The sequence below is a fragment of the Allosphingosinicella sp. genome, from assembly GCF_036403745.1.
GTDB lineage: Bacteria > Pseudomonadota > Alphaproteobacteria > Sphingomonadales > Sphingomonadaceae > Allosphingosinicella.
Window position 1 is genome coordinate 20,247 of record NZ_DASWQI010000039.1, and the last position, 26,241, is coordinate 46,487.

General features: G+C 65.3%; 23 protein-coding genes and 1 tRNA gene. 9 read left to right on the plus strand and 15 right to left on the minus strand.

Annotation, left to right across the window (positions count from 1 at the left end; genetic code table 11):
• The first annotated feature begins 74 nt into the window (after nt 1-74).
• On the plus strand, nt 75-1,346 hold the full coding sequence (locus tag VGC56_RS05485; protein WP_464123763.1) for a M48 family metallopeptidase: 1,272 nt from the start codon (nt 75-77) through the stop codon (nt 1,344-1,346).
• On the opposite strand, the gene VGC56_RS05490 is transcribed toward VGC56_RS05485, so the two are convergent.
• Both VGC56_RS05490 and VGC56_RS05495 read right to left on the minus strand, forming a co-directional pair.
• The gene (locus VGC56_RS05490; RefSeq protein WP_464123764.1) at nt 1,303-2,226 is read right to left on the minus strand and encodes a DMT family transporter; all 924 of its coding nucleotides are present in this window, start codon (nt 2,224-2,226) and stop codon (nt 1,303-1,305) included. The genes VGC56_RS05485 and VGC56_RS05490 overlap by 44 nt on opposite strands.
• Nucleotides 2,223-3,227 carry a threonine aldolase family protein gene (locus VGC56_RS05495; RefSeq protein WP_464123766.1) on the minus strand — a complete coding sequence of 335 codons (1,005 nt, stop codon included), beginning with the start codon at nt 3,225-3,227 and terminating at the stop codon, nt 2,223-2,225. Before VGC56_RS05495 ends, VGC56_RS05490 begins: the two co-directional genes overlap by 4 nt.
• Nucleotides 3,228-3,365: 138 nt before the next feature.
• Between VGC56_RS05495 and VGC56_RS05500 the strand changes: the two genes are divergently transcribed.
• Together VGC56_RS05500 and VGC56_RS05505 are read left to right on the plus strand one after the other, a co-directional pair.
• Nucleotides 3,366-3,800 (plus strand): PilZ domain-containing protein, encoded by a 435-nt coding sequence (locus VGC56_RS05500; protein ID WP_464123768.1) that lies wholly within the window; start codon nt 3,366-3,368, stop codon nt 3,798-3,800.
• 10 nt (nt 3,801-3,810) lie between these two features.
• Nucleotides 3,811-4,137 carry a PilZ domain-containing protein gene (locus VGC56_RS05505; RefSeq protein ID WP_464123770.1) on the plus strand — a complete coding sequence of 109 codons (327 nt, stop codon included), beginning with the start codon at nt 3,811-3,813 and terminating at the stop codon, nt 4,135-4,137.
• Nucleotides 4,138-4,160: 23 nt separating this feature from the next.
• On the opposite strand, the gene VGC56_RS05510 is transcribed toward VGC56_RS05505, so the two are convergent.
• From VGC56_RS05510 to VGC56_RS05520, 3 genes are all read right to left on the minus strand, one after another.
• Nucleotides 4,161-4,409, minus strand: a complete 249-nt coding sequence (locus VGC56_RS05510) for a hypothetical protein (RefSeq protein ID WP_464123771.1) — start codon at nt 4,407-4,409, stop codon at nt 4,161-4,163.
• 112 nt (nt 4,410-4,521) lie between these two features.
• Nucleotides 4,522-4,596: transfer RNA gene (locus tag VGC56_RS05515), tRNA-Thr, on the minus strand.
• 209 nt (nt 4,597-4,805) lie between these two features.
• Entirely contained in the window at nt 4,806-6,599 is a 1,794-nt protein-coding gene (locus tag VGC56_RS05520; RefSeq protein WP_464123772.1) for an aminopeptidase P family protein, read from the minus strand.
• 72 nt (nt 6,600-6,671) lie between these two features.
• Between VGC56_RS05520 and VGC56_RS05525 the strand changes: the two genes are divergently transcribed.
• A complete protein-coding gene (locus tag VGC56_RS05525) occupies nt 6,672-8,729 on the plus strand; it encodes a S9 family peptidase (protein WP_464123774.1) in 2,058 nt (685 codons plus the stop codon).
• Complete coding sequence (locus VGC56_RS05530) at nt 8,726-9,118, plus strand: acyl-CoA thioesterase (protein WP_464123775.1); 393 nt, start codon at nt 8,726-8,728, stop codon at nt 9,116-9,118. Before VGC56_RS05525 ends, VGC56_RS05530 begins: the two co-directional genes overlap by 4 nt.
• Here VGC56_RS05530 and VGC56_RS05535 read toward each other — a convergent pair.
• The 3 genes from VGC56_RS05535 to serS form a co-directional block, all read right to left on the minus strand.
• Entirely contained in the window at nt 9,115-10,752 is a 1,638-nt protein-coding gene (locus VGC56_RS05535) for a COG3904 family protein (protein ID WP_464123777.1), read from the minus strand. The genes VGC56_RS05530 and VGC56_RS05535 overlap by 4 nt on opposite strands.
• 82 nt (nt 10,753-10,834) lie before the next feature.
• Nucleotides 10,835-11,473 (minus strand): alpha/beta fold hydrolase, encoded by a 639-nt coding sequence (locus tag VGC56_RS05540; protein WP_464123778.1) that lies wholly within the window; start codon nt 11,471-11,473, stop codon nt 10,835-10,837.
• 34 nt (nt 11,474-11,507) lie between these two features.
• Entirely contained in the window at nt 11,508-12,767 is a 1,260-nt protein-coding gene (gene serS, locus VGC56_RS05545; RefSeq protein WP_464123780.1) for a serine--tRNA ligase, read from the minus strand.
• A 106-nt stretch (nt 12,768-12,873) separates the two neighbouring features.
• Here serS and VGC56_RS05550 point away from each other — a divergent pair, with 106 nt between their 5' ends.
• Nucleotides 12,874-13,497 (plus strand): DUF4893 domain-containing protein, encoded by a 624-nt coding sequence (locus VGC56_RS05550; protein WP_464123781.1) that lies wholly within the window; start codon nt 12,874-12,876, stop codon nt 13,495-13,497.
• 4 nt (nt 13,498-13,501) lie between these two features.
• On the opposite strand, the gene manD is transcribed toward VGC56_RS05550, so the two are convergent.
• Nucleotides 13,502-14,710 (minus strand): D-mannonate dehydratase ManD, encoded by a 1,209-nt coding sequence (gene manD / locus VGC56_RS05555; protein WP_464123782.1) that lies wholly within the window; start codon nt 14,708-14,710, stop codon nt 13,502-13,504.
• Between the two features lie 102 nt (nt 14,711-14,812).
• Between manD and VGC56_RS05560 the strand changes: the two genes are divergently transcribed.
• The 3 genes from VGC56_RS05560 to VGC56_RS05570 all read left to right on the plus strand — a co-directional run bounded on the left by VGC56_RS05560 (nt 14,813) and on the right by VGC56_RS05570 (nt 16,559).
• The gene (locus VGC56_RS05560; protein ID WP_464123784.1) at nt 14,813-15,265 is read left to right on the plus strand and encodes a c-type cytochrome; all 453 of its coding nucleotides are present in this window, start codon (nt 14,813-14,815) and stop codon (nt 15,263-15,265) included.
• 15 nt (nt 15,266-15,280) lie between these two features.
• Entirely contained in the window at nt 15,281-15,928 is a 648-nt protein-coding gene (locus VGC56_RS05565; RefSeq protein ID WP_464123786.1) for a cytochrome b/b6 domain-containing protein, read from the plus strand.
• A 295-nt stretch (nt 15,929-16,223) separates the two neighbouring features.
• Complete coding sequence (locus VGC56_RS05570; protein ID WP_464123788.1) at nt 16,224-16,559, plus strand: barstar family protein; 336 nt, start codon at nt 16,224-16,226, stop codon at nt 16,557-16,559.
• Between the two features lie 1,612 nt (nt 16,560-18,171).
• Here the strand turns inward: VGC56_RS05570 and VGC56_RS05575 are convergent.
• From VGC56_RS05575 to VGC56_RS05600, 6 genes are all read right to left on the minus strand, one after another.
• On the minus strand, nt 18,172-19,098 hold the full coding sequence (locus VGC56_RS05575; protein WP_464123789.1) for a hypothetical protein: 927 nt from the start codon (nt 19,096-19,098) through the stop codon (nt 18,172-18,174).
• 363 nt (nt 19,099-19,461) lie between these two features.
• Entirely contained in the window at nt 19,462-19,674 is a 213-nt protein-coding gene (locus VGC56_RS05580; protein ID WP_464123791.1) for an excisionase family DNA-binding protein, read from the minus strand.
• A 386-nt stretch (nt 19,675-20,060) separates the two neighbouring features.
• Nucleotides 20,061-20,960 carry a hypothetical protein gene (locus tag VGC56_RS05585; protein ID WP_464123792.1) on the minus strand — a complete coding sequence of 300 codons (900 nt, stop codon included), beginning with the start codon at nt 20,958-20,960 and terminating at the stop codon, nt 20,061-20,063.
• Nucleotides 20,961-21,174: 214 nt separating this feature from the next.
• Nucleotides 21,175-23,523 (minus strand): TonB-dependent receptor, encoded by a 2,349-nt coding sequence (locus tag VGC56_RS05590; protein WP_464123794.1) that lies wholly within the window; start codon nt 23,521-23,523, stop codon nt 21,175-21,177.
• 184 nt (nt 23,524-23,707) lie between these two features.
• Nucleotides 23,708-25,291: a class I adenylate-forming enzyme family protein gene (locus tag VGC56_RS05595; RefSeq protein WP_464123795.1), complete on the minus strand. Its 1,584-nt coding sequence runs from the start codon at nt 25,289-25,291 to the stop codon at nt 23,708-23,710.
• Nucleotides 25,292-25,317: 26 nt separating this feature from the next.
• The gene (locus VGC56_RS05600) at nt 25,318-26,190 is read right to left on the minus strand and encodes an SDR family NAD(P)-dependent oxidoreductase (protein WP_464123796.1); all 873 of its coding nucleotides are present in this window, start codon (nt 26,188-26,190) and stop codon (nt 25,318-25,320) included.
• Nucleotides 26,191-26,241: the final 51 nt, after the last annotated feature.

A 26,241-nucleotide genomic window follows, 5' to 3' on the forward strand; every position in this document is an offset into this window, starting at 1 on the left:
GGCGGGCGCAACGCGGGCGCTTTCCTTCGCCGTGCTTTCGCGCCACACAATCGTTTCGGGGAGGATATGCTTTCATGATCATCGCGCTGATCGCCGCCGCCGCGGCGCCCTTCGATCCGGAAGTCGCCACGCGCGCCTATCTCGCCACCCTGCAGGGGGCGGCGCGGGCCAAGTCCGACGCCTATTTCGAGGGCGGCTATTGGCTGCTCCTGTGGGGCGCGCTGGTCGGCGTCGCGTCGCACTGGCTGATGCTGCACATGGGCTGGTCCGCGGCGTGGCGCGACTGGGCGGGGCGGGTGACGAAGCACGGCTGGCTGCAGCCGGGCGTGTATGCGCTTCCCTATGTCGTACTGGGTTCGCTGATCGTCCTTCCGTGGACGATCTACACCGGCTTCTTCCGCGAGCATCAATACGGCCTCTCCAACCAGAGCTTCGGCGGCTGGCTCGGGCAGGAGGGCATCGCCCTCGGCGTCACCCTGGTGATGACGGCGATCATGCTGACGGTGATCTTCGCCGTCATCCGCCGCGCGCCGCGGACCTGGTGGCTGTGGGGCACGGCGGCGCTGGTGGCGATGATGGCCTTCGCCTTGGTGCTCCAGCCGCTCTTCATCGAGCCGCTGTTCAACAAATATACGCCGATGCAGGCCGGCCCAATGCGCGAGCAGATTTTAGCGATGGCGCAGGCGAACCATATCCCCGCGACTAACGTGTGGGTGGTCGATGCTTCCAAGCAGTCGAAGCGCATCTCGGCGAACGTGGCCGGCTTCGGCCCGACGATCCGCATCGCCCTCAACGATAACCTTCTCAATCGCAGCAGCCCAGCGGAAGTGAAGGCGGTGATGGGCCACGAAATGGGCCACTACGTGCTCGGGCACGTGTGGAAGTTGATCCTCGCCTTCTCGGCCATCGCCCTAGTCGCCGCCTTGATCCTGTGGCGTCTGACCCCGTGGATGCTCGCGCGGTGGGGGAGCCGGTGGCGTATCGAGAGCGTCGCCGATCCGGCGGTGGTGCCCGCCTTCGCGCTCATCCTGACCATATTCATCCTTGTGCTGACTCCGGTGTTCAACACCGTGATCCGCAGCGAGGAGAACGCCGCCGACGCCTTCGGCCTCGATGCGGCACGCGAGCCGGACGGTTTCGCCTCGATCGCGATGAAGCTTTCGGAATATCGCAAAATCGAGCCAGGGCCGATCGAGGAGGCTATGTTCTTCGACCATCCTTCAGGCCGCACCCGGGTGCGGGCGTCGATGGACTGGAAGGCGCGGCACCTCGGCGAGCTGCCGACGGATCAGCGCGGGATCGTCACGCCTCCGCCGCCGGCCGCCGCGCCGAGCGCAGCGCAATGAACAGGCCGGCGAGGGCGAGCGCACCGCCCGCCGCCGCTGGCCGCGACCAATGGTACCCCTCGAACGCGGTCGAGAAGCCCATCGCGATGATCGGCACGAGCAGGCTCGAATAGGCCGCCTTACCGGGGCCGATGGCGCGGATGATGCCGAAATAGAGGGTGAAGGCGAGCGCCGAGGCGCAGAGGCCGAGATAGAGCAGCCCGGCGATGTAATCGGGCCGGAGGTCGAAGCGCGGCGGGCCGTAGAAGAGTGCGGCGACGGCGCCGTCGCACAGCACGCCGTAGACCATGCCCCACGCGAGCATCGGCGGCACGGGCCGGGCCCGAAGCCGCTGGCTGCCCTGCAGGACGTTCGAGACGGAGGCGGAGAGGACGGCGAGGAGGGTCAGCGCGATGCCGAGCGCCACCTCCGCCTCCCGGCCACCGCTGGCCCGCATCTCCTGGACGAACAGCAGCCCAACGCCGACGATTGCGATGGCGGAGCCGAGCAGGAAGCGGCTGCTCAGCGGATGCTTGAGAAAGGCGCGCGACAAGGCCGCGTTCGGCACCAGCAGCAGCGCGAACACCACCGCGACGAGGCCGGAGGTGACGTGATGCTCTGCCGCGTAGACCAGGTTGAAGTTCAGGCAGAATTGCGGAATCCCGAACGTCAGAGCGAGCAGATGCCCGTGGCGCCCGATGCCGAGCGAGGCGCCGGTCGCATTGGCGTAAGCGAACGTCGCCGCCGCCGCGATGGCGAAGCGGTAGGTCACCGACCAGGTGGCGGGGACCGCTCCGAACTGGTCGCGGATGACGATCCAGGTCGATCCCCAGATCAGGGTGACGACAATGAAGGGGAGGAGGATGCGAGGATTGAGGAAGCTCGCTCCGTCCGTCCTCACAGGGCCCGGATCGCCGCGGCGAGCTCGTCGATGGCGGCGGGGTCGGTGTCCCAGCTGGTGACGAGGCGGGCTTCGCCGGGGCCCCAGTCGTAGAAGTCGAAGCCCTGGGCGCGCAGGCGCTGCGCTTCGGCCGGCGTGGCGCGGATGAAGAGCTCGTTGGCTTCGACCGGGAGAAGGAGGCGTTCGGGCCCGGCGGCTTCGGCGAGGCGGGCGGCGGCGGCATTGGCGGCGCGGGCGTTGCGCAGCCAGACATCGTCATCGAGCATCGCCAGCACCTGGGCGGCGAGGAAGCGGCCCTTGGACAGCAGATGCCCGGCGCGCTTGCGGCGGTAGAGTGCCGCGGCCTTGAGCTCCGGCTTGAAGAAAATCAGCATGTCCGCGGACATGCCGCCATTCTTGGTGAAGCCGAAGCTCAGCGCGTCCGCGCCGGCCTTCCAGCTCAAATCGGCGGGGCTGGCGCCGGTGCGCACCATCGCATTGGCGAAGCGGGCGCCGTCGATGTGGAAATTGAGGCCCCGCGCCCGCGCCAGCGCGCCGAGCGCGGACGTCTCGTCGGCTGAATAGACGAGGCCATATTCGGTCGCGTTGGTGATCGAGAGGGTGTGCGGCTGCGTCTGGTGGACATCGTTGCGGACGCTGTCGAGGAGCGCGGTGACCGTCTCCGGGGTGAGCTTGGCGCCGATGCCTTCCGCGAGCAGCAGCTTCGCGCCGTGGGTGTAGAATTCGGGCGCGCCGCATTCGTCGTTCTGGATGTGGGCGTCGCGGTGGCAGACGATGCTGCCGTGGGGCGGGCAGAGGGCAGCCAGGGCGAGGGCGTTGGCCGCCGTTCCGGTCGCCACCCACAGGGCCGCCACGTCGGTGCCGAACAGCTCGGAAAAAGTCCCGTCGAGGCGCCGGCTCCATTCGTCGCCGTCATAGGCGGTGTCGAGGCGGTTGGCGGCGTGGAGCGCGGCCATGACTTCCGGGCAGGCGGGGGCGGCATTGTCGGAGAAAAAACGCATGGCGGCGCCATAGTGGGCGGGCCGGGCAGGTCAACGCGGAGGGCGGCCGGCGCGGAAAAATCTGCCGCCGCGTTTACCACAAGTTAGGCGGCGCGCGCGTAGCGTGCCCGCAAGGCCGGATGAGACGGGAAAACGGGAATGGGCGTCGAGAGCTACGTAGATCTGCCGGTGGCCGGCAAGCGCCGGGCGAAGCGCAACCGCGTGCTGCTCGCCGCGAAGCTCGACATCGGCGGGTCGGAAATCGACGTGCGGCTGCGCGATCTGTCGCAGAAAGGCGCTTTGGTCGAGTGCCAGACCGTGCCGCCGGCGCCGGGGACGGAAGTGGTGTTCCACCGCGGCTCGATTACGGTTCCTGCGCGAATCGCCTGGACCGGATGCAACCGCGCGGGTCTCGAATTCGCTTTCCAGATCGATGAGAGCGAAGTGCTCGTGCAGCTGCGCCGGACGACCACCGACCAGAACCAGCCGCGTTTCCGCCGCCCCCGCCTGTTCGGAGAGGATATGACCGCGCACGATCGTAAGCTGGCCGAGATGTGGGGCATGGCGGTGGGGATCGCCGTTCCCGAGCGCTGAGGTTTCAGCCGTGACGGCGCTCACCGGACAACTCAGCACCCAGCCCGGCGAGGACGGCCGGCGCGCCGCCCGCACCGAGCTGGTGCTCGGTGCCGGACTGCGTCAGCGCGGCGCCCACGCCGTGACGATCCAGGTGATGGACCTTTCGACCCACGGCTTCCGCGCCGCCACCCACCTCGACCTGATGCCGGGCTCGGACGTGTGGCTGAAGATGCCGGGGCTGGAGAGCATGCACGCGCGCGTCGCCTGGATGCGCGGCCATCTGATGGGCTGCGAATTCGTCCGCCCGCTTCACCCGGCGGTGCTCGATATGGTGGTCCGCACCGCGCGCCAGTAAGGCGCGGGCGCGGGCGACAAGCCTTACTGGCCGTCCGGGCCGACGCGGATGCGCTGGGCCTTGTCGAGATCGGTGCGCTGCGTCTGCGCCTGGTCGCGCCACTGGTCGCGGGTCAGGCAGACGCGCTTCGACGCCAGCCGAGACCCTGTCTCGCCTAGTTCACGGCAGATCACCTTGGTTCCGTCGCTCTTCTTCACAGGCGTCGTTGCGACCGCAGTGGAGACCAGCATGGCCGCGCTGCAGGCGGCACCCATAAGCATCACAATTCGCATCGAATTCTCCGTCACGCTTCGCTGACATCCCGCGGCATTGATCGCCCGGAGACGACGCCTTTGTCAATGGCGGGTCCCGAACAGGCGCCCGAACAGACGCCAAAGCAGACGGTGGTGCTGCCGGTGAGGATTGAACTCACGACCTCAGCCTTACCAAGGATGCGCTCTACCACTGAGCTACGGCAGCATCGCCTGTCGACGCCCAGCGAGGGCATTCGGGGACGCGGCGCTATGGCCGTGGGCCGTGCGCTATGTCAAGGCAAAGGCGATGGCGAAGCGGGACGAAGAGCGCGAAAGGCGCCTGGCGGAGGCGCTGCGGGACAATCTGCGCAGGCGGAAGGCGCAGGCGCGGGGGGAAGGTGCCCCAGCCCCAGTTCCTCCCCGGGACGCGGAGGATTAGAGCGGCTTACACTGCGCCTCGAGCCAGGCCTTCACCTCGCCCTCGAGCTGCGGCCCCACCACCTCCAGCACTTGGGCGTGATAGGCGTTGAGCCAGTCGCGCTCCTCCGGCGAGAGCAGCGACACCTCGACCAGCGCCGGATCGATCGGCGCGAAGGTGAGGGTCTCGAAGCCGAGCAGCTTCTTCTCGGCGCCCTGGACCTCCTGCGGCGCCACCAGCACCAGGTTCTCGATGCGGATGCCGTATTCGCCGGTCTTGTAATAGCCTGGCTCGTTGGAGAGCAGCATGCCCGCCTTCAGCGGCTCGTCTCCGCCCGACTGGCTGGAGCCGGCAGGCGCGATGCGCTGCGGCCCTTCGTGGACCGCCAGGAAGGAGCCGACGCCGTGGCCGGTGCCATGGGCGTAATCCAGGCCGGCGCGCCACAGATATTGACGGGCGAGCGTGTCGAGCTGGCTGCCGCGCGTCCCTTCAGGGAAGAGTGCGCGGGCGACGGCGATATGGCCTTTCAGGACGCGGGTGAAGCGGTCGCGCATCTCGGCCGTCGGGATGCCGATGGCGACGGTGCGGGTCACGTCGGTGGTGCCGTCCGGATACTGGCCGCCCGAATCGACCAGATAGAGCGAGTCCATCTCGATCGGGCGGTTGGTCTCCTCGGTGACGCGGTAGTGGACGATGGCGCCGTTGGGCCCGGCGCCCGAGATGGTGTCGAAGCTCGTGTCGCGGAGGTCGCCCGCTGCCATGCGGAATTGCTGGAGTTTGTCGACCGCGATCAGCTCGTCGACATTGCCCTTGGGCGCCTCGATGCTGATCCAGTGGAGGAAGCGGGTGAGGGCGGCGCCGTCGCGGGCCTGGGCGGCGCGGTGGCCGTTCACCTCGGCATCGTTCTTGATCGCCTTGGGAAGCACCGCGGGATCGCGCTTCTTCACCACTTTGGCGCCGGCTTTCTCCAGCGCTTCGAAGATCGCCGCGACCGCGCGCTCCGGATCGGCGACGACGGTCTTGCCCTTGAGGCTGCCGAGATAGGTTTCGAACGCGGAGCGGTCGTGGACGCGGACGCCGTTGCCGAGATGCTGGCGGACGTCGTCGCCCATCTTCTCCGGCGCTACGAACAGGTCGGCGGTGCCGTCTTCGTTGACCAATGCGAAGGAGAGGGCGACCGGGGTGTGCTCGACGTCGGCGCCGCGGACGTTGAAGGTCCAGGCGATCGAATCGAGCGCGGAGAGGACGGCGGCATCGGCTTTCTGCTCCCGGAGCCAGTCCGCCATCTCCTGCCGCTTCGCCGCGGAGGATTTCCCGGTGTAGGTTTCGGGGTGGACGGCGAGGCGGGCCTTTGAGGGCTCCGGCTTGTCCGACCAGACCGCGTCGATCGGGTTGCGGCGGACGGCGACGAGCTCGGCGCCCTTCTCGGCGAGCGCTTCCTTCGCGCGGACGACCCAGTCGCTGGTGTGGAGCCACGGATCGTAGCCGATGCGGCCGCCATCGGGGGCGTGGACCTTGAGCCAGTTGGCGGCGCTGGTCTCCGGCACCGACTGGTAGGACCAGTGGCGGCCGTCGACCTGGTCGCGGACCTGGAGGGTGTAGCGCCCGTCGGTGAAGATCGCCGCTTCCTCCGGCAGCACGACCGCCGAGCCCGCGGAGCCCTGAAAGCCCGTCAGCCAGGCGAGCCGCTGGGCGTAGGAGCCGACATATTCGCTCATATGCTCGTCCGTGAGCGGCACGACGAAGCCGTCGAGGCGATCCGCCTTGAGCTGCTCGCGAAGGGCGGCGAGGCGGGCTTCGTAGGTGGACATGGCAAATTCCTCAGGCGGCGTTATGGGCTGAAGGCTCGAATAGACCAGCCGCCGCAGCCACGAAAGAGCCGCATGACCCTCCCCCCACCGCCCCGCGCCGAGCAGCGCCCGTACAGCTACGAACGCCACGGGGTCACCGTCGAGGATCCGTGGCACTGGCTGCGCGACCCGGCCTATCCCGAGGTCACCGACGAAGGCGTGCACGATTATCTGAAGGCGGAGAATGCCTATTTCGAGGCGGCGATGGGGCCGCACAAGGCGCTGGTCGAGACTCTGTTCGAGGAGATGAAGGGGCGGATCAAGGAGGACGACGCCTCCGTGCCGATCCGCAACGGCGACTGGCTCTATTGGTGGGCGTTCACGCCGGGCGCGCAATATCGGGTGTGGTACCGCAAACCGGCCGAAGGCGACGGCGCTGAAGAAGTGGTGTTCGACGAGCCCGCCGCGGCCGCCGCGAGCGATTACTTCCGGCTCGGCGCACTGGCGGTGAGCCCGGACGGAAAGCTGGCCGCGACGCTTGTCGACGACACCGGCTCGGAGCGGTTCAAGCTGCGCATCCGCGACATCGCGTTGGGCACCGATCTGGAGACCGTGACGGAGGTCGGCATCGGCGAGCCGGTGTGGACCGCCGACAGCCGCGGGATCCTCTTCACCGAGGTCAACGACAATTGGCGCAGCTACCGTGCGCGCCTGCACTGGCTTGGCCGCCCGATCGAGGAGGACCGCACCCTGTACGAGGAGACCGACGACCTCGGCTTCAGCGTCGGTCTCGGCAAGTCGCAGGACAAGAGCCTGATCTTCATCGCCACCGGCGACAACACCACCGACGAGGTCCGCTTCGTGCCCGCGACGGACCCCGCGGCGGAGCCGGTCCTGGTCTCGCCGCGGCAAACGGGGCGCCACTACACATGCGACGCCGCGCACCGGAAGCTGTGGATCCTCACCAACGACGACCATGTGAACTTCCGCCTCGCCGAGGCGGAGTTCACGAACCCGGCGGAGTGGCGGACGGTGATCGCGGGCTCCGACCGCGTCTACTTGACCGGTCATACCAGCTACCGAGACCATCTCGCCGTCTCGCAGCGGGTCGACGGCCTCGATCAACTGCTCCTCCGCACCTATGGGGGCGCGGAGACGCCGCTGCCGTTCACGGAGGCCGCCTACAGCGCCTCCTTCTCGGGCAATCCCGAATTCGGGCCTGCTTCCTACCGCCTCAGCTACTCCTCGATGGTCACGCCGGGAACGGTCTACGACTACCATCCCGGCAGCGGCGAGCTGGAGGTGCGCAAGGTCCAGGAGGTGCCGTCAGGCTATGACGCCTCCGCCTACACGAGCGAGCGGCTGATGGTGCCGGCGCGCGACGGCAAGCAGGTGCCGGTCTCCGTCGTCTACCGTAAGGGCTTCCCGAAAGACGGCTCCGGCCGCCTCTTCCTCTACGGCTACGGCGCCTACGGGATCGCCATCCCGCCGGCTTTCTCGACCAGCCGCATCAGCCTGCTCGACCGCGGCTACGCCTATGCCATCGCCCATATCCGCGGCGGCGACGACCTCGGCTATGGCTGGTTCCTCGACGGCAAGCTCGACAAGCGCACCAACGCCTTCAACGATTTCGTCGATGCCGCGAAAGGCCTCGCCGCCGCCGGCTTCGCCCGGCCCGGCCGCATCGCCGCGCAAGGCGGCTCGGCGGGCGGCGAGCTGATGGGCGCGGTGGTCAATTCCGATCCGGAGCTATGGGGCGCGATCGTCGCCGATGTCCCCTTCGTCGACGTGCTCAACACCATGCTCGACGACACTTTGCCGCTGACCCCGGGCGAATGGCCGGAGTGGGGGAACCCGATCGAGGACCCGGCCGCGTTCGCGCTGATCCGCTCCTATAGCCCCTACGACAATGTCGGCGCCCATTCCTATCCGCCGATGCTGATCACCGGTGGCCTCCACGATCCGCGCGTCACCTATTGGGAGCCGGCCAAATGGGCGGCGCGGCTGCGGGCGACCAAGACCGACGACAATCTCCTCCTCCTCAAGATCAACATGGGCGCCGGCCATGGCGGCAAGTCCGGCCGCTGGGACAGCTTGCGCGAGGTGGCCGAGGCCTATGCCTTCGTCCTCACCCAGATGGGCGGCGCGTGACTCCTTTCGACCGCACCATCACGGCGACCGAGCAGGACATCGACGAGCTCGGCCACGTCAACAATGCGGTGTGGGTGCGCTGGATTCAGGACATCGCCACGGCCCACTGGTATGCGGCGGCGCCGCCGGCGCATCGCGACGCCTATGTCTGGGTCGTGGTCCGGCACGAGATCGACTATCTGCGCGCCGTCCTGCCGGGCGAGACGGTGACGGGGCGCACCTGGGTCGGGGAGGCGCCGCGGGGCGCCCGGTTCGACCGCCATGTCGAGTTCACCGGCGCCGACGGCAAGCCCCGGGTCCGCGCGCGCACCACCTGGGCGGTGCTGGACAAGGTGACCGGACGCCCCTTGCGGGTGCCGCCGGAGGTCGCCGCCGCGTTCCTAGGCTAGACGCCGTCGCAGCTCGTCACGGCCACATCGAACAGATGCCCGCCGCGGCGGTCGGTGTAGACGAAGGCGAAGCGGCCGCCGTCATGCACGGTGGCGGCGCCGTCGCGGTCCGAGCAGACGAGGCGCCGCGCGCCGGCCGTCATCGCCGCTCGGCTGCGGGCGATGTCGAGATGCTCGAGGTTCACCCGGTAATATTGGGTGAGGGTGAAGCCGGACGCGGTGGCCCGCTCGAGGGTCGTCATGCCGTCCACGGCGCGCGGCGTGCCGCGGTTCATCCGCGCCGCGGCCGCCTCGACATCGGCGCGCAGCCGCCGGTCGCTCAGGCTCTCGGCGGCCGCGCCCGGACGGGTCACCGCCGCCGAGGTGGTCAGCACGTTGGCGTCGACCAATTCCTCGGCGGTCGGGAACCACATGTTCTGCGGCGGCGGCGTCATCGCCCGCCACACGAACTGCTCCTTCACCCCGGCGGCGATGTAGCGGTCGTGCATCGCCATCGTCGCCTGCGCGCGCTCGCTCTGGCTGAGGCCGGGGAAATCGGGCTGGTGGAAGCCGATCCGCGCCCGCGCCGGGGCGCTGCGCGAGCGGCCGGCGAGGAGGATGTCGGTGCAGGCGGACATGCAGGAATCGTCGACCCGGGTGTCGAGACCGCGCTTGCGCACCGCCTCGGCGATCTGCTCCGCCTCGAAGATGCGCCCGCCCGGCGAGGTGAGGACGAGGGTCTTCGCCTTGGGCGCGCTCGACAGGACGGCGTCGAACCGGTCGGCGGCGCCCAAAGCCAGATTGCCGTTGAGGACGATCTCCTGCCCGTCCGGCGAGAGTTTCATCTCGGCGACCTTGCCGATGCTGTCCTCGCCGCGGGCGAGCTTGCCGAGCTCTGCGGCCTGGAGGCCGACGTCGCCGGCGCGCAGCGTAATGCCGAGGGCGCCGAGAAGCACCAGCGCCCGGGCGGCGAAGCCCCAGCCGGCCGAGCCGCCGCGGCGGCGGTGCCAGTAGGCCGAGCGCCAGATGCCGACCGAGCTCCACAGCCACACCAGGCTGGAGACGATGATGTAGCCGAGCGCGACCGCCGCCATCGCCTGCAGCGAATGCCACTCGGTCCTGACCTTGTGGGCGAGATACTCGGCGGCGCCGAGCACCAGCGCCGACAGCATTGCGCCGTTCACCCAATAGGCGACGGGCAGCGGCAGGTGGCCCACCCAGTGGCGGCGGAAATAGCCGCGGCCGCGATTCTTCTCGTCCCAGTCGTTGACCTCCTCGTCGTAGCGCGAGAGGTCGTCATAATCGGGATCGAAGACGAGCATGTCGTCGCTGCGCTCATATTCCCGGACGTAGAGCGCCATGCGCAGCGCGCCCGCCGCGAACGTGCCGCCGAGGAAGGTGAGGACGTACTGGATCGGCGGCACCACGATCGGTCCGCCGCCGAACCCCATGGCCCGCGTCAGGTAGAAGGTGCCGGCGCCCATCAGGCAGAGGAAGGCGGCGACTCCGCCGAGCGCAATGCCGGCGATGCGGTCGGCGATCAGGCGGCGGAGGACGAGCTTGTCGAGCCCCCAGCACATGCCATAGGCGAACAGGAAGGCGACCACGGTCGCCACCGCCATTTCCCGGAAACCCGGATCGTCGATCGTGAACATCAAGCCTCTCCCCCGAGAGCGTGAAGCTTAACAAGTTGAAACGGCAAGGGAAGAGGCGAATGGCGCCGCGGCTCGCGGGGGGTCAGAAGGCGCGCACCGCATCGACGATCCTGGGATAGGCGCGGCCGCTGACGCCGAAGGCCATGTGACCGCAGTCGAGCTCGAGCTGGCGGTCGCTCTCGCCCGGTCTGCCGCGCGCCGAGGCAGGGGCGACGATGCCGTCGCGGCGGGACCAGATGGCCAGCGTCGGCACCGGCGGCTTCTCCCAGGTGTTCGTCTCGACGGGCGGCGCGTCGACCTTGTGGCCGGCGACGCGCTCGTAGAGCCGCCAGGCATTGTTGGCGCGCGGATCGCCCGAGAAAGGGGAGCCGAGCGTGATGACCTTGGCAGCGAGATCGGGCCGCAGCTTCGCCACCTCCCGCGCATAGATGCCGCCGAGGCTCCAGCCGACGAGGATCACCGGCGCGCTGCGGCCATGCCGCTCGATCTGCCCGGCGAGCCGTTCGAGCGTATCGGGCTCGACGCCCTTGTTCATGCCCATGCCCCAGCCGACGACGCGGTAGCCTGCGGCGGCGAGCGCGCGCTGGAGCCCCAGGGTGGTGCGGTCGTTGGCGAGGAAGCCGGGGATGACCATCAGCGGCTGCCCGTCCTCCGGCCCGCGCTCGCCGAGCCGGCCGAAGCCGCGCCAGAAGCGCGCCGCGAGTGCTCCGCCCTCCTTCAAGAGGAGCCAGGCCGGCGGCCTCCGGGCATCGCGCTCAGAGATACTCGCCGCCCATCAATTCCTGCAGCGCCTTGGGAAGCCGCACCCGCCCGTCCGCCTGCTGGTGGTTCTCGAGCAGAGGCACGAGGATGCGGGGCGAGGCGAGCGCCGTGTTGTTGAGCGTATGGACGAAGCGCACCTTCCGCTCCCCGTCGCGCCAGCGCAAATTGGCGCGGCGCGCCTGCCAATCGTGGAGCGTCGAGCAGCTGTGGGTCTCGCGATATTTGCCGAGGCTCGGCACCCAGCTCTCGATGTCGTTCATCCGGAACTTGCCGAGACCCATGTCGCCGGTCGACGTCTCGATGACCTGATAGGGGATTTCGAGCTCCCTGAGCAGCATCTCGGCATTGGCGAGGAGCCGGGCGTGCCATTCGGCGGAGACGGCGTCGTCGTCTTCGCAGATGACATATTGTTCGAGCTTGTAGAATTGGTGGACGCGCAGCAGCCCGCGGACGTCGCGCCCCGCGCTTCCCGCCTCGCGGCGGAAACAGGGGGAATAGCCGGCGTAGCGGATGGGGAGCTTGTCGGCCTCCAGGATCTCGCCCGAGTGGAGCGAGGTCAAAGCGATCTCGCCGGTGCCGGCAAGATAGAGGTCGTCGGCGGGGACCGAATAGGCTTCTTCCTCGTGCCCCGGGAAATGCCCTGTGGCGACGAAGGCCTGCGGCCGTGCCAGCGCCGGCACGGTCATCAAAGTAAACCCCTCGGCCGCAAGCTTGCGCTCGGCCCAGAACATCAGGCCCTGTTCGAGGAGGGCCAGACGCCCCTTCAGGCAATATTGGCGCGAGCCGGCGACCTGGGTGATGCGGGCGAGGTCGGCCCAGTCGTTCATCTCGACCAATTCGACATGGTCGCGCGGCGTGAAGTCGAAGCGGGGCGGCTCGCCCTCGGTGCGGACAACCGTATTGAAGCTCTCGTCCGGCCCCACCGGCGCGCCGTCCCAGGGAATGTTCGGCACACGCAGCAGCAAGGCATCGAGCGCCGCCTGCTTCTCGCCCAGCGCCGCCTCCGCCTCCGAAGCCTCGGCGCCCATCGCTTTGGCCTTGGCGCCGAGCGCCGGGCGCTCGGCCGGATCGGCGGTCTTGAAGCTGGCGCTGATCTCGTTGCGCTGGCGCCGCAGCTCGTCGATGCGAGTCTTGAGCGTCCGCGCCTCGCCGTCGAGGGCGAGCAGGCTGTCGAGATCGAGGGCGACGTTCTTCTCCGCCGCGGCCTTGCGCACGGCGTCGGTATGCTCGCGGATGAACTGGAGGCTCAGCATGGCCGGGGCCTAGCATCGGGGCTCCAAAAGACAAGCCGCCGCGCAGTGCGGGCGGCTCGGCGGCGCGGTAACCTTCCGTTAACCATTATCGCCAAGCTGGAAGGCGATGACCCGCCCGCTCCCCCGCCTCGCCTGCCTGCTCCTGCCGTTCGCCGGCCTGGCCGCGTGCGCCGAGCTTCGTCCGCACGCCGCGCTTCCGCAGGCCGCATCGGTGACGGTGGAAGCTCCGGAAGCGTGGCGTCAGGCTGCCACCCCGGCGGATGCCGCACTGCTCGATAAGCTGCCGGAGACATGGGCCCGCGCCTCGGCCGGCCGCGGCGGGCGGCGCGGCGCATTGGTCGATCCGCGCGCTGGCCTCGCCCGCGCCGCGCCTTCGCCGGGCGCCTATCTCTGCCGCTTCGTCTCGCTGGGCTTCGCGCCGCCGCGCGCCCGGCCGGACGGCTTCTGCTTCGTCGGCGTCGAGGGCGAGCGGCTCAGTCTCACCGTCGAGGCAGGGCCGGAGCGGCTCGGCGGCTATCTGTTCGACGACAAGGCAAACGCCTGCCTCGTATTCCTCGGCACCGCCGCGCCGCGCCCGCGCGGCGTGCTGCGCGGCTATGGCGAGGATCTCGCCGCGAACGTCATCGGCCTGTTCGAGCGGATCGGCCCCTTCCGCTACCGCCTCGCCGTCCCCAGCCGCGACGGCGCGCGCCTCGGCCTCTACGAAATGACCCCCGCGCCGGTGCAATAGCCGCTCACCAGTTCCACAACGTCCCGTCCTCGAGCCGCGCCACTGGGAGGTAGGCGGGCTTGTAGGGATATTTCGCCGCCAGCGCCTCGTCGATCTGGACGCCGTGGCCGGGGGCATCGCCCGCGTAGAGGAAGCCGTCCTCGAAGCGATAGGCGTGGGGGAAGACGGCGTCCGTCTCCTCGGTGTGGCGCATATATTCCTGGATGCCGAAATTGGGGACCCAGGTGTCGAAATGGAGCGCCGTGCCCATCGTCACCGGCGACAGGTCGGTGGCGCCGTGGCAGCCGGTGCGGACCTGGTAGAGGCTGGCGAAATCCGCGACGCGCCTGAGGTGGGTGAGGCCGCCCGAGCCGACGATGGTCATGCGGATATAATCGATCAGCTGGTTCTGGATGAGGTCCTTGGCGTCCCAGATGGTGTTGAAGATCTCGCCCACGGCGAGCGGCGTGGTGGTGTGCTCGCGGATTAGCCGGAACGCCTCCTGGTTCTCGGCCGGCGTCGCGTCCTCGAGCCAGAACAGGGAATAGGGCTCCAGCGCCTTGCCGAGCCGCGCCGCCTCAATCGGCGTCATCCGATGGTGGCCATCGTGGAGCAGGTGATGGTCGAAGCCGTATGTGTGCCGCAGCTTCTCGAACAGCTTGGGCACGAAGTTCAGATATTTCGCCGTGTCCCACATTGTCTCGGTGGGCAGGGCCGCATCGGCCGGCTCGTACTGGAGCGTGCCGCGGCCGACGCCATAGGCCATCTCGATGCCGGGAATGCCGGATTGGGCGCGGATCGCCTTATAGCCCAAGTCGATGTAGCGGCCGACCGCATCGACGGTCGCCTCGAGGTCGGCGCCGTTGGCGTGGCCGTAGACCATCACCCCCTCCCGGCTCTTGCCGCCGAGCAAATCGTAGAGCGGCATGCCGGCCATCTTCGCCTTGATGTCCCACAAGGCGACGTCGACCGCGGCGATCGCCCGCATCGTCACCGGACCGCGCCGCCAGTAGGCGCCGCGGTAGAGATATTGCCAGATGTCCTCGATCCGCCGCGGGTCCTTGCCGATCAGCGTCGGGATCACATGGTCTTCGAGATAGGAGACGACGGCGAGTTCGCGGCCGTTCAACGTGCCGTCGCCGATGCCCGTAACGCCCTGGTCGGTCTCGATCTTCAGGGTGACGAAGTTGCGGCCGGGGCAGGTGACGATGACGCGGGCGGCGGTGATCTTCATGGCCCCCGGTTCCTATGCGGCTCCCCCGGCAGCTTCAACCGGCACTTGCCGAACGGCGCGCGAGGCGGCACCATCCCGCCATTCCATCGGGAGTTAAGTTTCATGCGTCTCGCCAGCCTCGCCCTCGTTGCCGCCGCCGCCGTCCTCCTCGTCGCCGCCACCGCCGATCCCAAGGCGCAGGTCGCCGCCCGCCAGGCCGGGATGAAGCAGGTCGGCCGCAATTTCAAAGGCATTAACGACCAGCTTCACGGCGCCCACGACGCCGCCACGCTCAAGGCGCAGACTCACGAACTGGCCGAGTTGGCCAAGCGGGCGCACACTTGGTTCCCCAAGGGCAGCGGCGCGGAGGCCGGCGTGAAGACCGCCGCCAAGCCGGAGATCTGGACCAACCGCCGCGATTTCGACGCCAAGGCCGCCGCCTTCGCCAAGGCGAGCATCGCGCTTTCGAACGCCGCCGCGCGCAGCGCCGATCCGGCCGTGCTCGGGCCGCTCGCCGGGCAGGTGGGCGGCGCCTGCAAGGGCTGCCACACGACGTACAAGCTGTCCGACCACTAAGGGCCGCAGCGCGCGATGGCCGCCGGCTCCGTGCGGGTCTGGGACCTGCCGACCCGCCTCGTCCACTGGGCGATGGCGGCGCTCATCCCTTGGTCGTGGTGGACGGCGCATAACGACCAGCTGGAGCGGCACCGGCTGTCCGGATACCTCCTGCTCGGCCTTTTGCTCTTCCGGCTGATCTGGGGCTTTGCGGGCAGCGAGACGGCGCGCTTCGCCGCCTTCGTCCGCGGCCCTGCCGCCATTCGGCGATATTTGCGGGGAGAGGCGCCTGCATCGCCCGGCCACAACCCGCTCGGCGCCCTCAGCGTCCTCGCTTTGCTCGCAGCCCTGGCCGCCCAGATCGGCCTCGGCCTCTTCGCAGTCGACGAAGACGGGCTCGAATCGGGCCCGCTCTCCTATCTCGTCAGCTTCGACACCGCCCGCAGCGCGGCGGCGATTCACCACAAATTGTTCTGGGGGCTCGTGGCGCTGATCGCCCTGCACATCGCGGCGATCGCTTATTATGTCGTGGCGAGGAAGCGGAACCTCGTCGCGCCGATGCTCACCGGTCGAGGCGCCTCCGAGGGCGCCGAGCCGAGGATCGCGCGCTGGTGGATAGCCGTGCCAGCCGCACTCGCTGCGGGCGCTGCGGCCTGGTTCGTCGCGTCGGGGCTCAAGATTTGAAAGCTGGCGGAGACGGAGGAAACCACAATCCTCGTCTAAAGTATTGAATGAAGGATGATATTCTTGTTGGACGCGCGCACGCGACCCCACGAGTGCCCCTGCTTCCAAGTCGCTGCTAAATCGAACAAATTCGATTTCCAGCTCCCGCAACGCCTCGATCGAGCGTCCGTTAAGCGCCACTAGCTGAGTTCACCGGCCGCTAGCGCTGCCCGTTATCGGACCTTCGATAGCCGAAGCGCTGAACGTCAGCTTTCGACCCATTGCGGACATTGCTGGTCAGTGTCAGTCGTTCCCTATGAGCAAGATCATCGGCGTGGACTGCAGTCGGATTTCAGACTGGCCGTCATTTCACGAGGAGTTTTCCAAGGCGTTCCGGTTCCCCGCTTTCTATGGGAGGAACGCTGCGGCTTGGGTGGATTGCATGACCACCCCAGGCGAGATGACCGATGTGGGCCTTCGCACTGCGGATGTCGTGACGATCAACCTCATCCACGGACAAGGCCTCAAAGATCGAGCGCCAAGCCTTCTCAGTGACCTTTTTGAGATGGTGGCGTTCGTGAACATGCGTCACGTTGAGGCGAGGGAGCCCGGTAGGCTCTGCCTCTCCGGCACGATCAAGCAGACAGCCTAGGGCGAGGCGGAACGTGCGCCCGCTGCTCGACCGCCTCGACGGGGGCGAGAGCCTTGGCGATAAGCGGGTCTTCGGAGAATCGGGGCAGACGACAGAAAATGGAACAGATTGCGTTGCCGCTCAAGCTCTCGCCGTGTGAGCAGCCTGTCGAAGCGAGCGAGCGAATCCTCGCTCAGTCCCGTTCTCCAACACCTTGACGCGGCGAGACATGATTCAGCCTAACCGCCCAAAGAGGTCGCTCCTCGGATTCTCGGCTGTCACGTTGCTCCTGCTCGGCGCCGCGTGCTGTGTCGTTTACGGCCTCAGGCGCGATGACCGAATCGATCGAGCGATTGGCCAAGTTCAGCCGGGATCCCCGGCAGAGAGCGCAGTGCGGCTCCTAGGAACCCCGAGCTGGCGAGGAGCGTGCGAAAGCCGCTTCCCCTACGGAGCAGGGAGAGGCTGTGTCGGAGAGATCGTCTACGCGTCCTCGTTCACGCCGCTCAAACCGATATACTGGATTATCCAGGTCGGCCGTCGTGGGCAGGTGCTGCGCGCGGAATCAATCGGCAGCCCTTGAGCTCGCGTGATGGGCCCCGACATCTGAATGTCTGCGATGGGTCGAAAGCAGACATCCGATCAATGTCCGCTTCGGGTCGAAAGCGGACGTTGGCCTGCTATGACCATGCCTAGACATTGGAGCGGGTATGAGCTGGCTTCGGAGGAAGACGGAAGCAAAATGGCCCCGACTAGTCCGGGGTAGCGTCGCTGGAACAGGCATCCCGTCTCGCTGAGAGCGGCGACCTGGTGAGAATGCTACTGTTGCCGGCGATGTTCGGAGGAGAAGAGCAGCCGACGACCTGATTGGAACGGCCGTGGCCCTTCACAGGCGCACCGTTGCGGGAGTGTAAATGATGCGGATCTTCAGAGCTGTCGTAGCCGTGGCTGGGCTTTTGGCGGGATATGTATCTGTGCGTGCGGTTATCGCTCTCCTCACTCACCGGCATGTTGTCGTAGGGGTTTTAGATATCATCGCGCTTATCACGTTTTGCGTTGTCCTGCTGATAACCCATAGGGTGTCCCAATTGAGGCCCCCCGCATCATGATCCTGATATTTCGCCTGAGCAGCCCTGGATCGTTTAGGCGCCGCGCTGAGGTCGGGAATGTGCTCTGGGGACCGCCAGCGCGAGAATAGTCGCAAGTGTCGACTTATCATAAATTCAGACGGGGGATAGGGGCTAGATTCGCGCCCTTCGGACCGCACGCCGGCCAGTCGCGTGTGCGCCGCGGGGGTCTGCCTTCGGGTTTAGCTGATGGGGTGCAGAACGGCCGCGATTGGCGCAAGGCTGACGTGCGGCCGGCGGACCGCCAACGTCCGCAATGGCTCGATAGCGGACTTGCCGGCCGATCCTGAACGAATGTCCGCTTTCAACAGTCCCGCCCGTGGCCGGCAAGGTCCGCTACTGGCGCAAAGCCTACCCAGGGCTGAACCTAGCCGAATTCGGACCGTCGGTTCGCGTCCCCGGGGAGCGGCCAACCGGACGCTGGCGCCGAGTGGTCACCTATGTCCGCATTGCGTCGAAAATGGACCGCCGCCCCCGGTGCTCGGGAGTGAATGCGGTCGCCGCGATGCTCAAAAAGTATAGAAGTTTCTGATTAGTGAGCCCACGACTTGCTGCCGCTCTTCCGGCGCAATTTTCCCCTCGACCGCCAACTCGTACAGAAGCTTGTTTAAGCCGTGGCAATAGCGCTCTTCACGTTGCTCGGAAGACATCTCCCAATAGCCGACGATCGCGTTCGCAAGGACGGTTTCGTCGATCTCCCTCACTTCCCCCATGAGTGATTCCGCCCACTCCGCGCGCGTTGCTGGGCGTCGCGCCTCGTAGTCTGCGTATTCCGTCTGGGGCCGTTCCTCTAATTCCTCGAACTCATCAAGACTTACTCGGCCGGATATGGCAAGGAGAGCCAGTCGTCGACGTTGATTGAGTCGGGGCGTGTCGATAAACTTTCCAGTGGTGTCGGAGCGCTCAATATATGGCCTTGGAAGCTGATGTGGGAAGTCGGGCGGCGCCGGGTAACTCCTCCAGGAACCCATGAGGCCCTCCGGCCGGTCGCGGAAGCGACGGATGCGCGCCCATCCTTCTCGGTGGCGCTCCTGCCTCGCCGCATCAGACTCCTCCAAGCTCCGCTCGAGGTCGGGAACTCTTTCCCATGGAGTACCCGGCGCCGTAAGGCGCCTCCAAAACTCGAGAACGGCGATTTCGTTAGCCGTCTCCGAGTCTCCGCCGCAGTTGTGACTTGGAGGATCCCCGACGAGTCCGATTTCACGTCGGGTGTTCAACAGGCCAGTGTAGCTCAGTTCTCCGACCGGCTTGTGCCACAACGCGACGTGGAAGTCGCGAGCGCACATCTGGCAGCGGGCATGGACCAATAGGGCTTCGGTATACCCTCGAGGAGACATCGCTTCCGGCCGAAACTGATCATAGCGGGGCACGCCATCGAGCCACCAAAGCGGCGGCACTGTAATTCTACTGGTGATATCGTCGTATGAAATTTCCATAGAGCCACCAATCCTTAAGCCTCAAACTCATTTATACCTTCGCAAACACCCACTCCAAAGCTGTCGTTGCGCGGTTTCGGTTAAATTCTCCTTTCGCGGTCCACTCCGAGGGGCGGTGCTTCGTAAAGGGTCGGAAGTGGCCATTCCGATGTTGCTCGACGAGTTCCGATTCCGGGGAGTTCGCGGCCAGCGGCTTAACGCCCGCAAAGGCGGCGTAAGCGGACATAGGCGCCCAGCTGTCGCGGGCGTCCCGTTAGCCGCTCCGTCCGCCGCAGCAGACAGTCCGCTAGGACAACACCCGACGTTAAGGACCCCACAACAACGGCTATCACTTCCGTCGAACAGCGATGCGGCCGCGCAGCTTTAGCGGGCGTCGACGCCGAGAAATTTCTCGAGGCTGCGGAAGGGGATGAGCGTCATGGATCCAACCTTCACCACCTCGATATGCCCCTCGGCGATGAGCATGTAGAGCTTGGATCGCCCCATTCCCGTCAGACGGCACGCCTCTCGGATGCGCACGGTGATGGGCCGGGCCGCCGTCTCGATCGTGTCATCCGTGATGCTCTTCACCCGCATCACCAGAGCATTAGAGAGATGGCTCCTGGGGCAGAACTACCGCCCCGCCGCAACGAAGCGCATTTGGAGGCATCTTAGGGGGCAGTGAGATCCCTAAGCCGCGCCGATGCGGGGGAGCACGTTGCTTCTATGCTTGGTGCCGCAGGTTCGAATCCTGTCGGGGGAGCCAGTTTTCCGCTATTCATCCTTAGCTAAGTGTGCGTCAGGTAACGTATACGGAGCGTACCAGGTGTTCGGCGCCAAGGGACTTCAGCATGCCGGCGACGATAATCTCAACCTCGCTAAAGAAGGAGCGCCAACCGCGCGGCGGCTTGTATAGCAAGGCCAGGCCGCATGATTTCCTGGAAAAGCTTTCGCGCCGGGCCAGCGGAATACCTTGGAGCAAATCACCACACGACCCGCTGATCCACTAGGCGAGCCTCAGCGAATGTTTTGCGCCAAGACGGCGGCGCACCGTGCAGCTCAGCGTAAGCACTAAAGTAGTTAATGACAGCCGGCCAGTTCAGCGGGTAGAATTCCGTATAATTCCAGCTACGCTTTATTTTCCGGTCCCGATTGATGCTCGCGACGGTACCGCAGGTGTGCATCGGCCAGTCCTGAGATCCGCGCTGCCGCAGTTCGACTTGCGTGTCCTCCCCGAGAGACAAGCGTACAACTGTCGGCGTTCCCCTGTCAGTCGTGTCGAAATCAATGACCGCATCGCAGCGACCTGTACTGACCCCGTCTACCACGTGATGTGCGGCGGCAAAGTCAGTGCCCGGCCGGCCTCTCCAGGCGAGGCCGCCTTCGTACCCGCCATCCTCATACTCGACCAGCCAGTTGAGCCACACGTTGTGCAGCTCCGTCATCATCCCCATTTCGTTCCACAGCAGGTCCGGCCGGCTGTAGATGAAATCCACCATGAAGAGGCCGGACACAGTTTCGCCGGCGATTACCCCTGTGACTCGACCCATGTGGCTGCGCAGCACTTGGGGGTGCTCGAGGTGCTCCTGCGCCGGTATCGAGAAGGTGCTCACGCTCCCCACGGGCTCAATCGCGAGGTCGACTTTGCCGCCTGCATCAATCCAGCGGTAGCCTTCAAGGCCGAAGTCCAGGCTGAAATGGTCGCCGGCGTAAGTGACCGTTTGGCCATCATCCCGTATCTTCAACGGCTCGAGGACTGGCGCTTCGTCCGCCTTGTAGAGGAAAGGCCCCTGAGCGTCGAGCTCGTCCGTGACCTCGTAGATCCCAAAGTTGATCGTGACGCCCTTCTGCCGACCATTTATCCCACGCATCAGCTGGAACATGCGGCCAGAGTCGCTGCTACAAACCACGAATGGGCAGATGAAGACCAGGCCTGTTCCCGCGAGCGGGACATGGTCCATTCGGAACCCCGCGACTGTCTGCTGCTCAAGGTAGCTTTGATAACGTACCATTACCAAAAGTCCGTTTCGTCTGCCAGCTTCGGGATTTATGTCACCGCGGGCCGGCAGAAATGCTCATCCACCGTCCCATCGGTTATCAGTAGTGAAAGCTGAGTTGAGCGCCGATTTGACGGGGCGCCCCAGGAAGCTGGATCAAACCCAATGCTCCCAAGCTTGCCGAGTAGTAATAATATTTCTTCTCGGTAAGGTTCTTCACAAACAGGGAGGCTCGCCATTTTTTGTCAGCGGTCGTGTACGATACACTTCCGTCCAAGAGAGTGTAGGCCCCTTCATGAAACTTGTTCAAATCGTCAAGAAACTGTCCGCTCTGATATGTGGCTGCGACTCGGAAGTCGAGGTGCGCGCCACTATTGAACGGAACGGTATAATTGGCACTCGCACTCGCCGTGCTTTTCGGAACGCGAACAAACTTTAGCTGTTTCGCTAAATCCGGATCCGGCACGCCGTCGCCCGTCACGTCCAGTCCGACGAAACTATTGAACTTTGCATCGGTATACCCATAATTGGCAGTCAAGACTAGGTTTTTCGCCGCCTGAAGGGTGATATCAAACTCGGCCCCTTTGATGGTTGCTGAAGCGGCATTGCCTGTCTTTTGAAACGTGCCGAGGGTCGGGCTCACGAAAACGATCGTCCGTTGTAGATTATCGTATTTATTCAAATACACGGCTACGTTCAGACGGAGCCTCTTTTCGAGCAGATCGCCCTTATAGCCCACCTCGTACGCAGTGACCTTTTCCGGGTTAAACGGCGGCGTGATCGCCGACCCCCTGAGGCTGAAGCCGCCGCTCCGGAAGCCTCGCGTGGCGTTGGCATAGACCATATTGTTGGCGTCTGGCTTCCAGTTGACGCCGATTTTCGGCGAGACGTCGTGATACGTCGCCTGCCCTGAGGGCCCCAGGTCGCACGGAAGGGTAAGATCGAGATAACGGTTTATGTCGGTGGTGGCAGGAAGGGGGCAGGCGCCGAACGGACGCGACTCCGCCTTGATCTTTTCGGCGGTATAGCGGGCGCCGCCGGTGAAGGTGACGGTACCGAACTTCAGATCGAACTCCCCGAACAACGCCTCCGATGACTCATGGAGATGATTTCCGGACGCGAAGATGGTGGAGTTTGCATTCAAATTTCGGCCTTCGCGGAACTGGTGGTCCAAGTCGAAAAGATACCCGCCGACGGTAAAGTTGAGCGGCCCGTTAAACTTGGATGCATAGCGGAGCTCGGAACTATACTGTTTGGAGTGAAATAGAATGCTTTGATTGAAACCTGAAAAATTCGTACCATCAAAATCGGTGTTGTTTTTATTGAACACATAACGATATCCGGAGACCGAAGTTATCACTCCGTGGGCCGCGTTTAAGTTAGCCTCCAACGTCGCCGAATGGACTTCGATATCGGATCTCCCGGGCCGATCGAGGCGGATATCCCAGTAGTTCGCCGGTTGGCGGAAGCCAGCTTTGTATGGAAGAGTGCCAGGAACCTCAATTCCGACGACGGGTGTCGAGTCTCCAGTGGACTTGTAATAATCCCCGATCAGCGTGACATCGAGGTTGCCCGTAGGCTGGAACACCAAAGTTCCCCGCAACAGGCGGGTGTCGGCTGCTCCGTAGCGTTTACCGGTCTCCAAATTGTGGTAATAGCCATCGGTGCTGCGATACAGGCCGACCACGCGCGCGCGCAGCGTCGGGCCCGCGATTGGCCCCTCTACCGCCAACGAGAGATCCTTCTGACCGTACGTCCCGATGGTAGCATCAGCATCCAAGCCGAATTCCTGGCCGGGGCGCTTGGTGCGCACGACCACGGCCCCACCCGTGACATTTCGCCCGAAAAGCGTCCCCTGCGGTCCGCGCAGAATCTCCACCGACTCGATATCGAACGTCTCGAGGAGGGCGCCATAATTCGAGCCCCAAAACACGCCGTTTTGAAAAATGCCGACCGCAGGGGAATCCGACGGCGTCGAACCGGTGATCCCCATACCCCGGATGGTGAAATTCTGCAGCCCTACGATGGTGGAACCCTCGAACTTCACATTCGGGGCGAGGCGCCCTAGGTCGCGCAAATCCTGCGCAAAGACCGCTTTATATTGAGCCTCGTTGAACACCGTCAAAGCGATTGGTGTATCTTGGGCCTTTTCCGCGACACCGCGCTTCCTTGCCGTAACGACAATCTCATCGAGAAGAACCGACGCACCGGCTGGCTGGCCGTTCGCCGCGTTTTGAGCCGATGCCGCCTGCGATGGTGTTGCATCTTCATTAGCGGGGGCTGTGCCCGGCGGTTGAGCGACAGGGGCCGCGTGCTGTGAGGCCGGTTCACTTGGAGCAGAGGTCGTTTGCGATGGCGAAGTTTGCTGGACGACTGCATCCTGCGCCTGTGCGGCCGAGCCCGCCGCGAGCGCCGACAACGCCGCACCAACCAAATAGCAGCTCCGCATGGACCCCTCCCTCTCAGTGATTCTTTATATGGACCCAGCCTAGCAGACCAAACAACTGTTTGGTAGCCTGTTTTTTGGCCAAGGCAGGCCGTGAAGTGGGAGCCGCCCAGACTCCTCTATTTGATGCCCGCCACCTGCGGCTTGCCCAGGGGAAACGACCACCATGGGTCACCATGCCAAGGCCTCATAGCGCCAGCATCTCGCGCAGGCGGAACTTCTGGACTTTGCTCGCCGACATCGGCCAGTCCTCTATGAACCGGACCTCGCGTGGTACCTTGAAAGAGGCGAGATGGCCTCGGCAGAAGGCGATAATCTCGCCTTCGTCCGCGACCCTCCCGGGGAGCAGCTCGACAAATGCTACCGGAACCTCACCATATTTCTTGTCCGGGCGGCCCACCACCTGGGCCATCCTCACCCCTGGGTGCGTGCTGAGATGCGCCTCGATCTCGGCAGGCGCGACGTTTTCGCCGCCTACCTTTAGGATGTCCTTGAGGCGTCCGATAAAATGCAGATCACCGTTCGCGTCGACGCAGCCGAGATCGCTCGTCGTGACCCAACCGTCACCGTCAATCGTGCGGGAAGTCGCCTCCGGATCCTTATAATAAGACCGCAGCGCATTGTTGCCGCGGAATTGTATCTCTCCGTGCGCGCCGCTCGGTAACACCTCCCCTTTCGAGGGGTCCACGATCCTGACCTCAATGCCCGGGAGAGGTCTGCCGTTTGAGTTCAGCCTGCGAGAATCGTCGTCTGACGGTCGCGTCATCGTGACGATGCCCGAGGCCTCGGTCATGCCAAAGTCGTTGAGGAGCTTCGTGCCGGACGGGAGCAACCGCTGGATCAACTGCTGGGTCTCAGGCGGAGAGACGTTCACCACGGTTTCGATGAATGTGAAATTCTGGGGGTCGAACGCCTCCTCCCGAAGCGTCGCTAGGGTTAGCGTCGGGAAGGCCGGGAAGAGGTGTCGAGGCCGATGGCGCCGTAGCATTTCGACGGCGCTGCCAGGCTCGAAACGCGTCGTTGACAGGAAACGTGTTCCCCGAAGCAACGCCGAAGTCATGGGGCCGATTCCTCCTATGTGAAAAAACGGGCACGGGCTCCAAATTCCCGCATCGGCGCTGAGACCGATGATCTCGGCGTAGCTGCGCCAACTCGAGATCACCGCCGCGTGAGTGAGTTCACATCCCTTTGGCAGCGCAGTTGTACCAGAGGTGTAGAGCAGGAAAGCGATGTCGCTGCCGCACGTGGGGACATCGAAGGGCGACAAGCCGCTTTTCGCAGTGGCGTCGCCGGCTGCCTCAACTTCGTCCCAACCGACCGCAGGAGACGGAGACTCACCGCCGCAGACAATCACGTGGCGGAGTTCGGGCGCGCTCGAAAGCGCGAGCGGTTCACCTGCAGCCGCTGTGGCAAGTCCCTCCACCGCGTCCCAAATGAGTGCGACGAAATCAACGTGCTCCCTGACCGATTGCGTGGTGAAAAGGAAGCGCGCGTCGCAGTGCGTTATGATGTGGCGAAGCTCACGGCGCTTGAATCTAGCGTTTATCGGCACTGCGGTCGCACCTGCTAGGTGCGAGGCGTAGAAGACTAGCGCTGCCTCAATACTGTTAGGCATCAGCACGGCCACTCGGTCGCCCGGCCTTAGGCCCAATTCGACCAGGCCTCGCGCGAGGCGCAGCGCTCGGGCATACACCTCTCCGAAGTCGAGTTGTGTGTCGTCGATGACGAGAAAAGGCCGGTTGGCCTGGGTCCTTGCTTGTTCCTCCAGCAAGTGGCCGAGGGTAGCACACGCCTCGCTCACCGGCCGAAAGCCCGATCGAGGGCGTAAGCAACCGTCGCAGGCTCGGCCCACTGGGCCATGGCGGCAGCACTGCTGAAGCGTGCGGCAACCCATTCGGCGTCGAGCATCTCTCCGGCGGCTAGCCTCACTCCAGCAGACTCGACGACGGCGACACGTGCGAGATACCCACCGCCAGCGGCGAGTATTAGAGAATTTTCCTGGCATTCCTCGGAGGAAAGATACGCAACGACTGGCGAGACCAATTCCGGGCTCGTCGCCGCCTTCACCATTTCATCCGGCCAGAGATCGTCCGTCATCGGTGTGTGCGCAATTGGCGCAATGCAGTGGACGTTTATGCCGAAGCGCCTGCCCTCCTGAGAGCACGCTTTTGTGAATCCCACGATGCCCATTTTCGCAGCACAATAGTTGGACTGACCGAAATTGCCGTAGAGCCCCGACGCCGAGCTTGTGTTGATGATCCGGCCTGCGCCGGACGCCTTCAGGGCGTCCCAGGCAGCGAGCGTCATATTGCGAGTACCGGTCAAATGCACATCGATGACGGACTGCCACTCCGCGTCGGTCTGCTTTTCGAGCGTATGGTCCCGCAACATGCCGGCATTGTTCACCAGGATATCGAGCCGTCCGAATTCCTCGAGTGCCACGGCGACGGCGGCTTCGCAGTCGGCGCGTGACGTAACACTCCCTACCGCGAAAGCGGCCGCATCTCCTATGCCGGAGGCGCTGCTCTTCACGTCTGGCGTGATGTCGGACAGGATGACCTTGGCGCCACGCGCTGCGAATTCGCGCGCGTGCGATAGGCCAAGGCCGCCGGCGGCGCCGGTGATGAGCGCTACCTTACCGTCGAACCGGAGCGGCTCCAGTGAGGCCATTCTGACGAACTCCTAAATACCAAACGTTCGGTTGGTAACACAGAGGTCCGC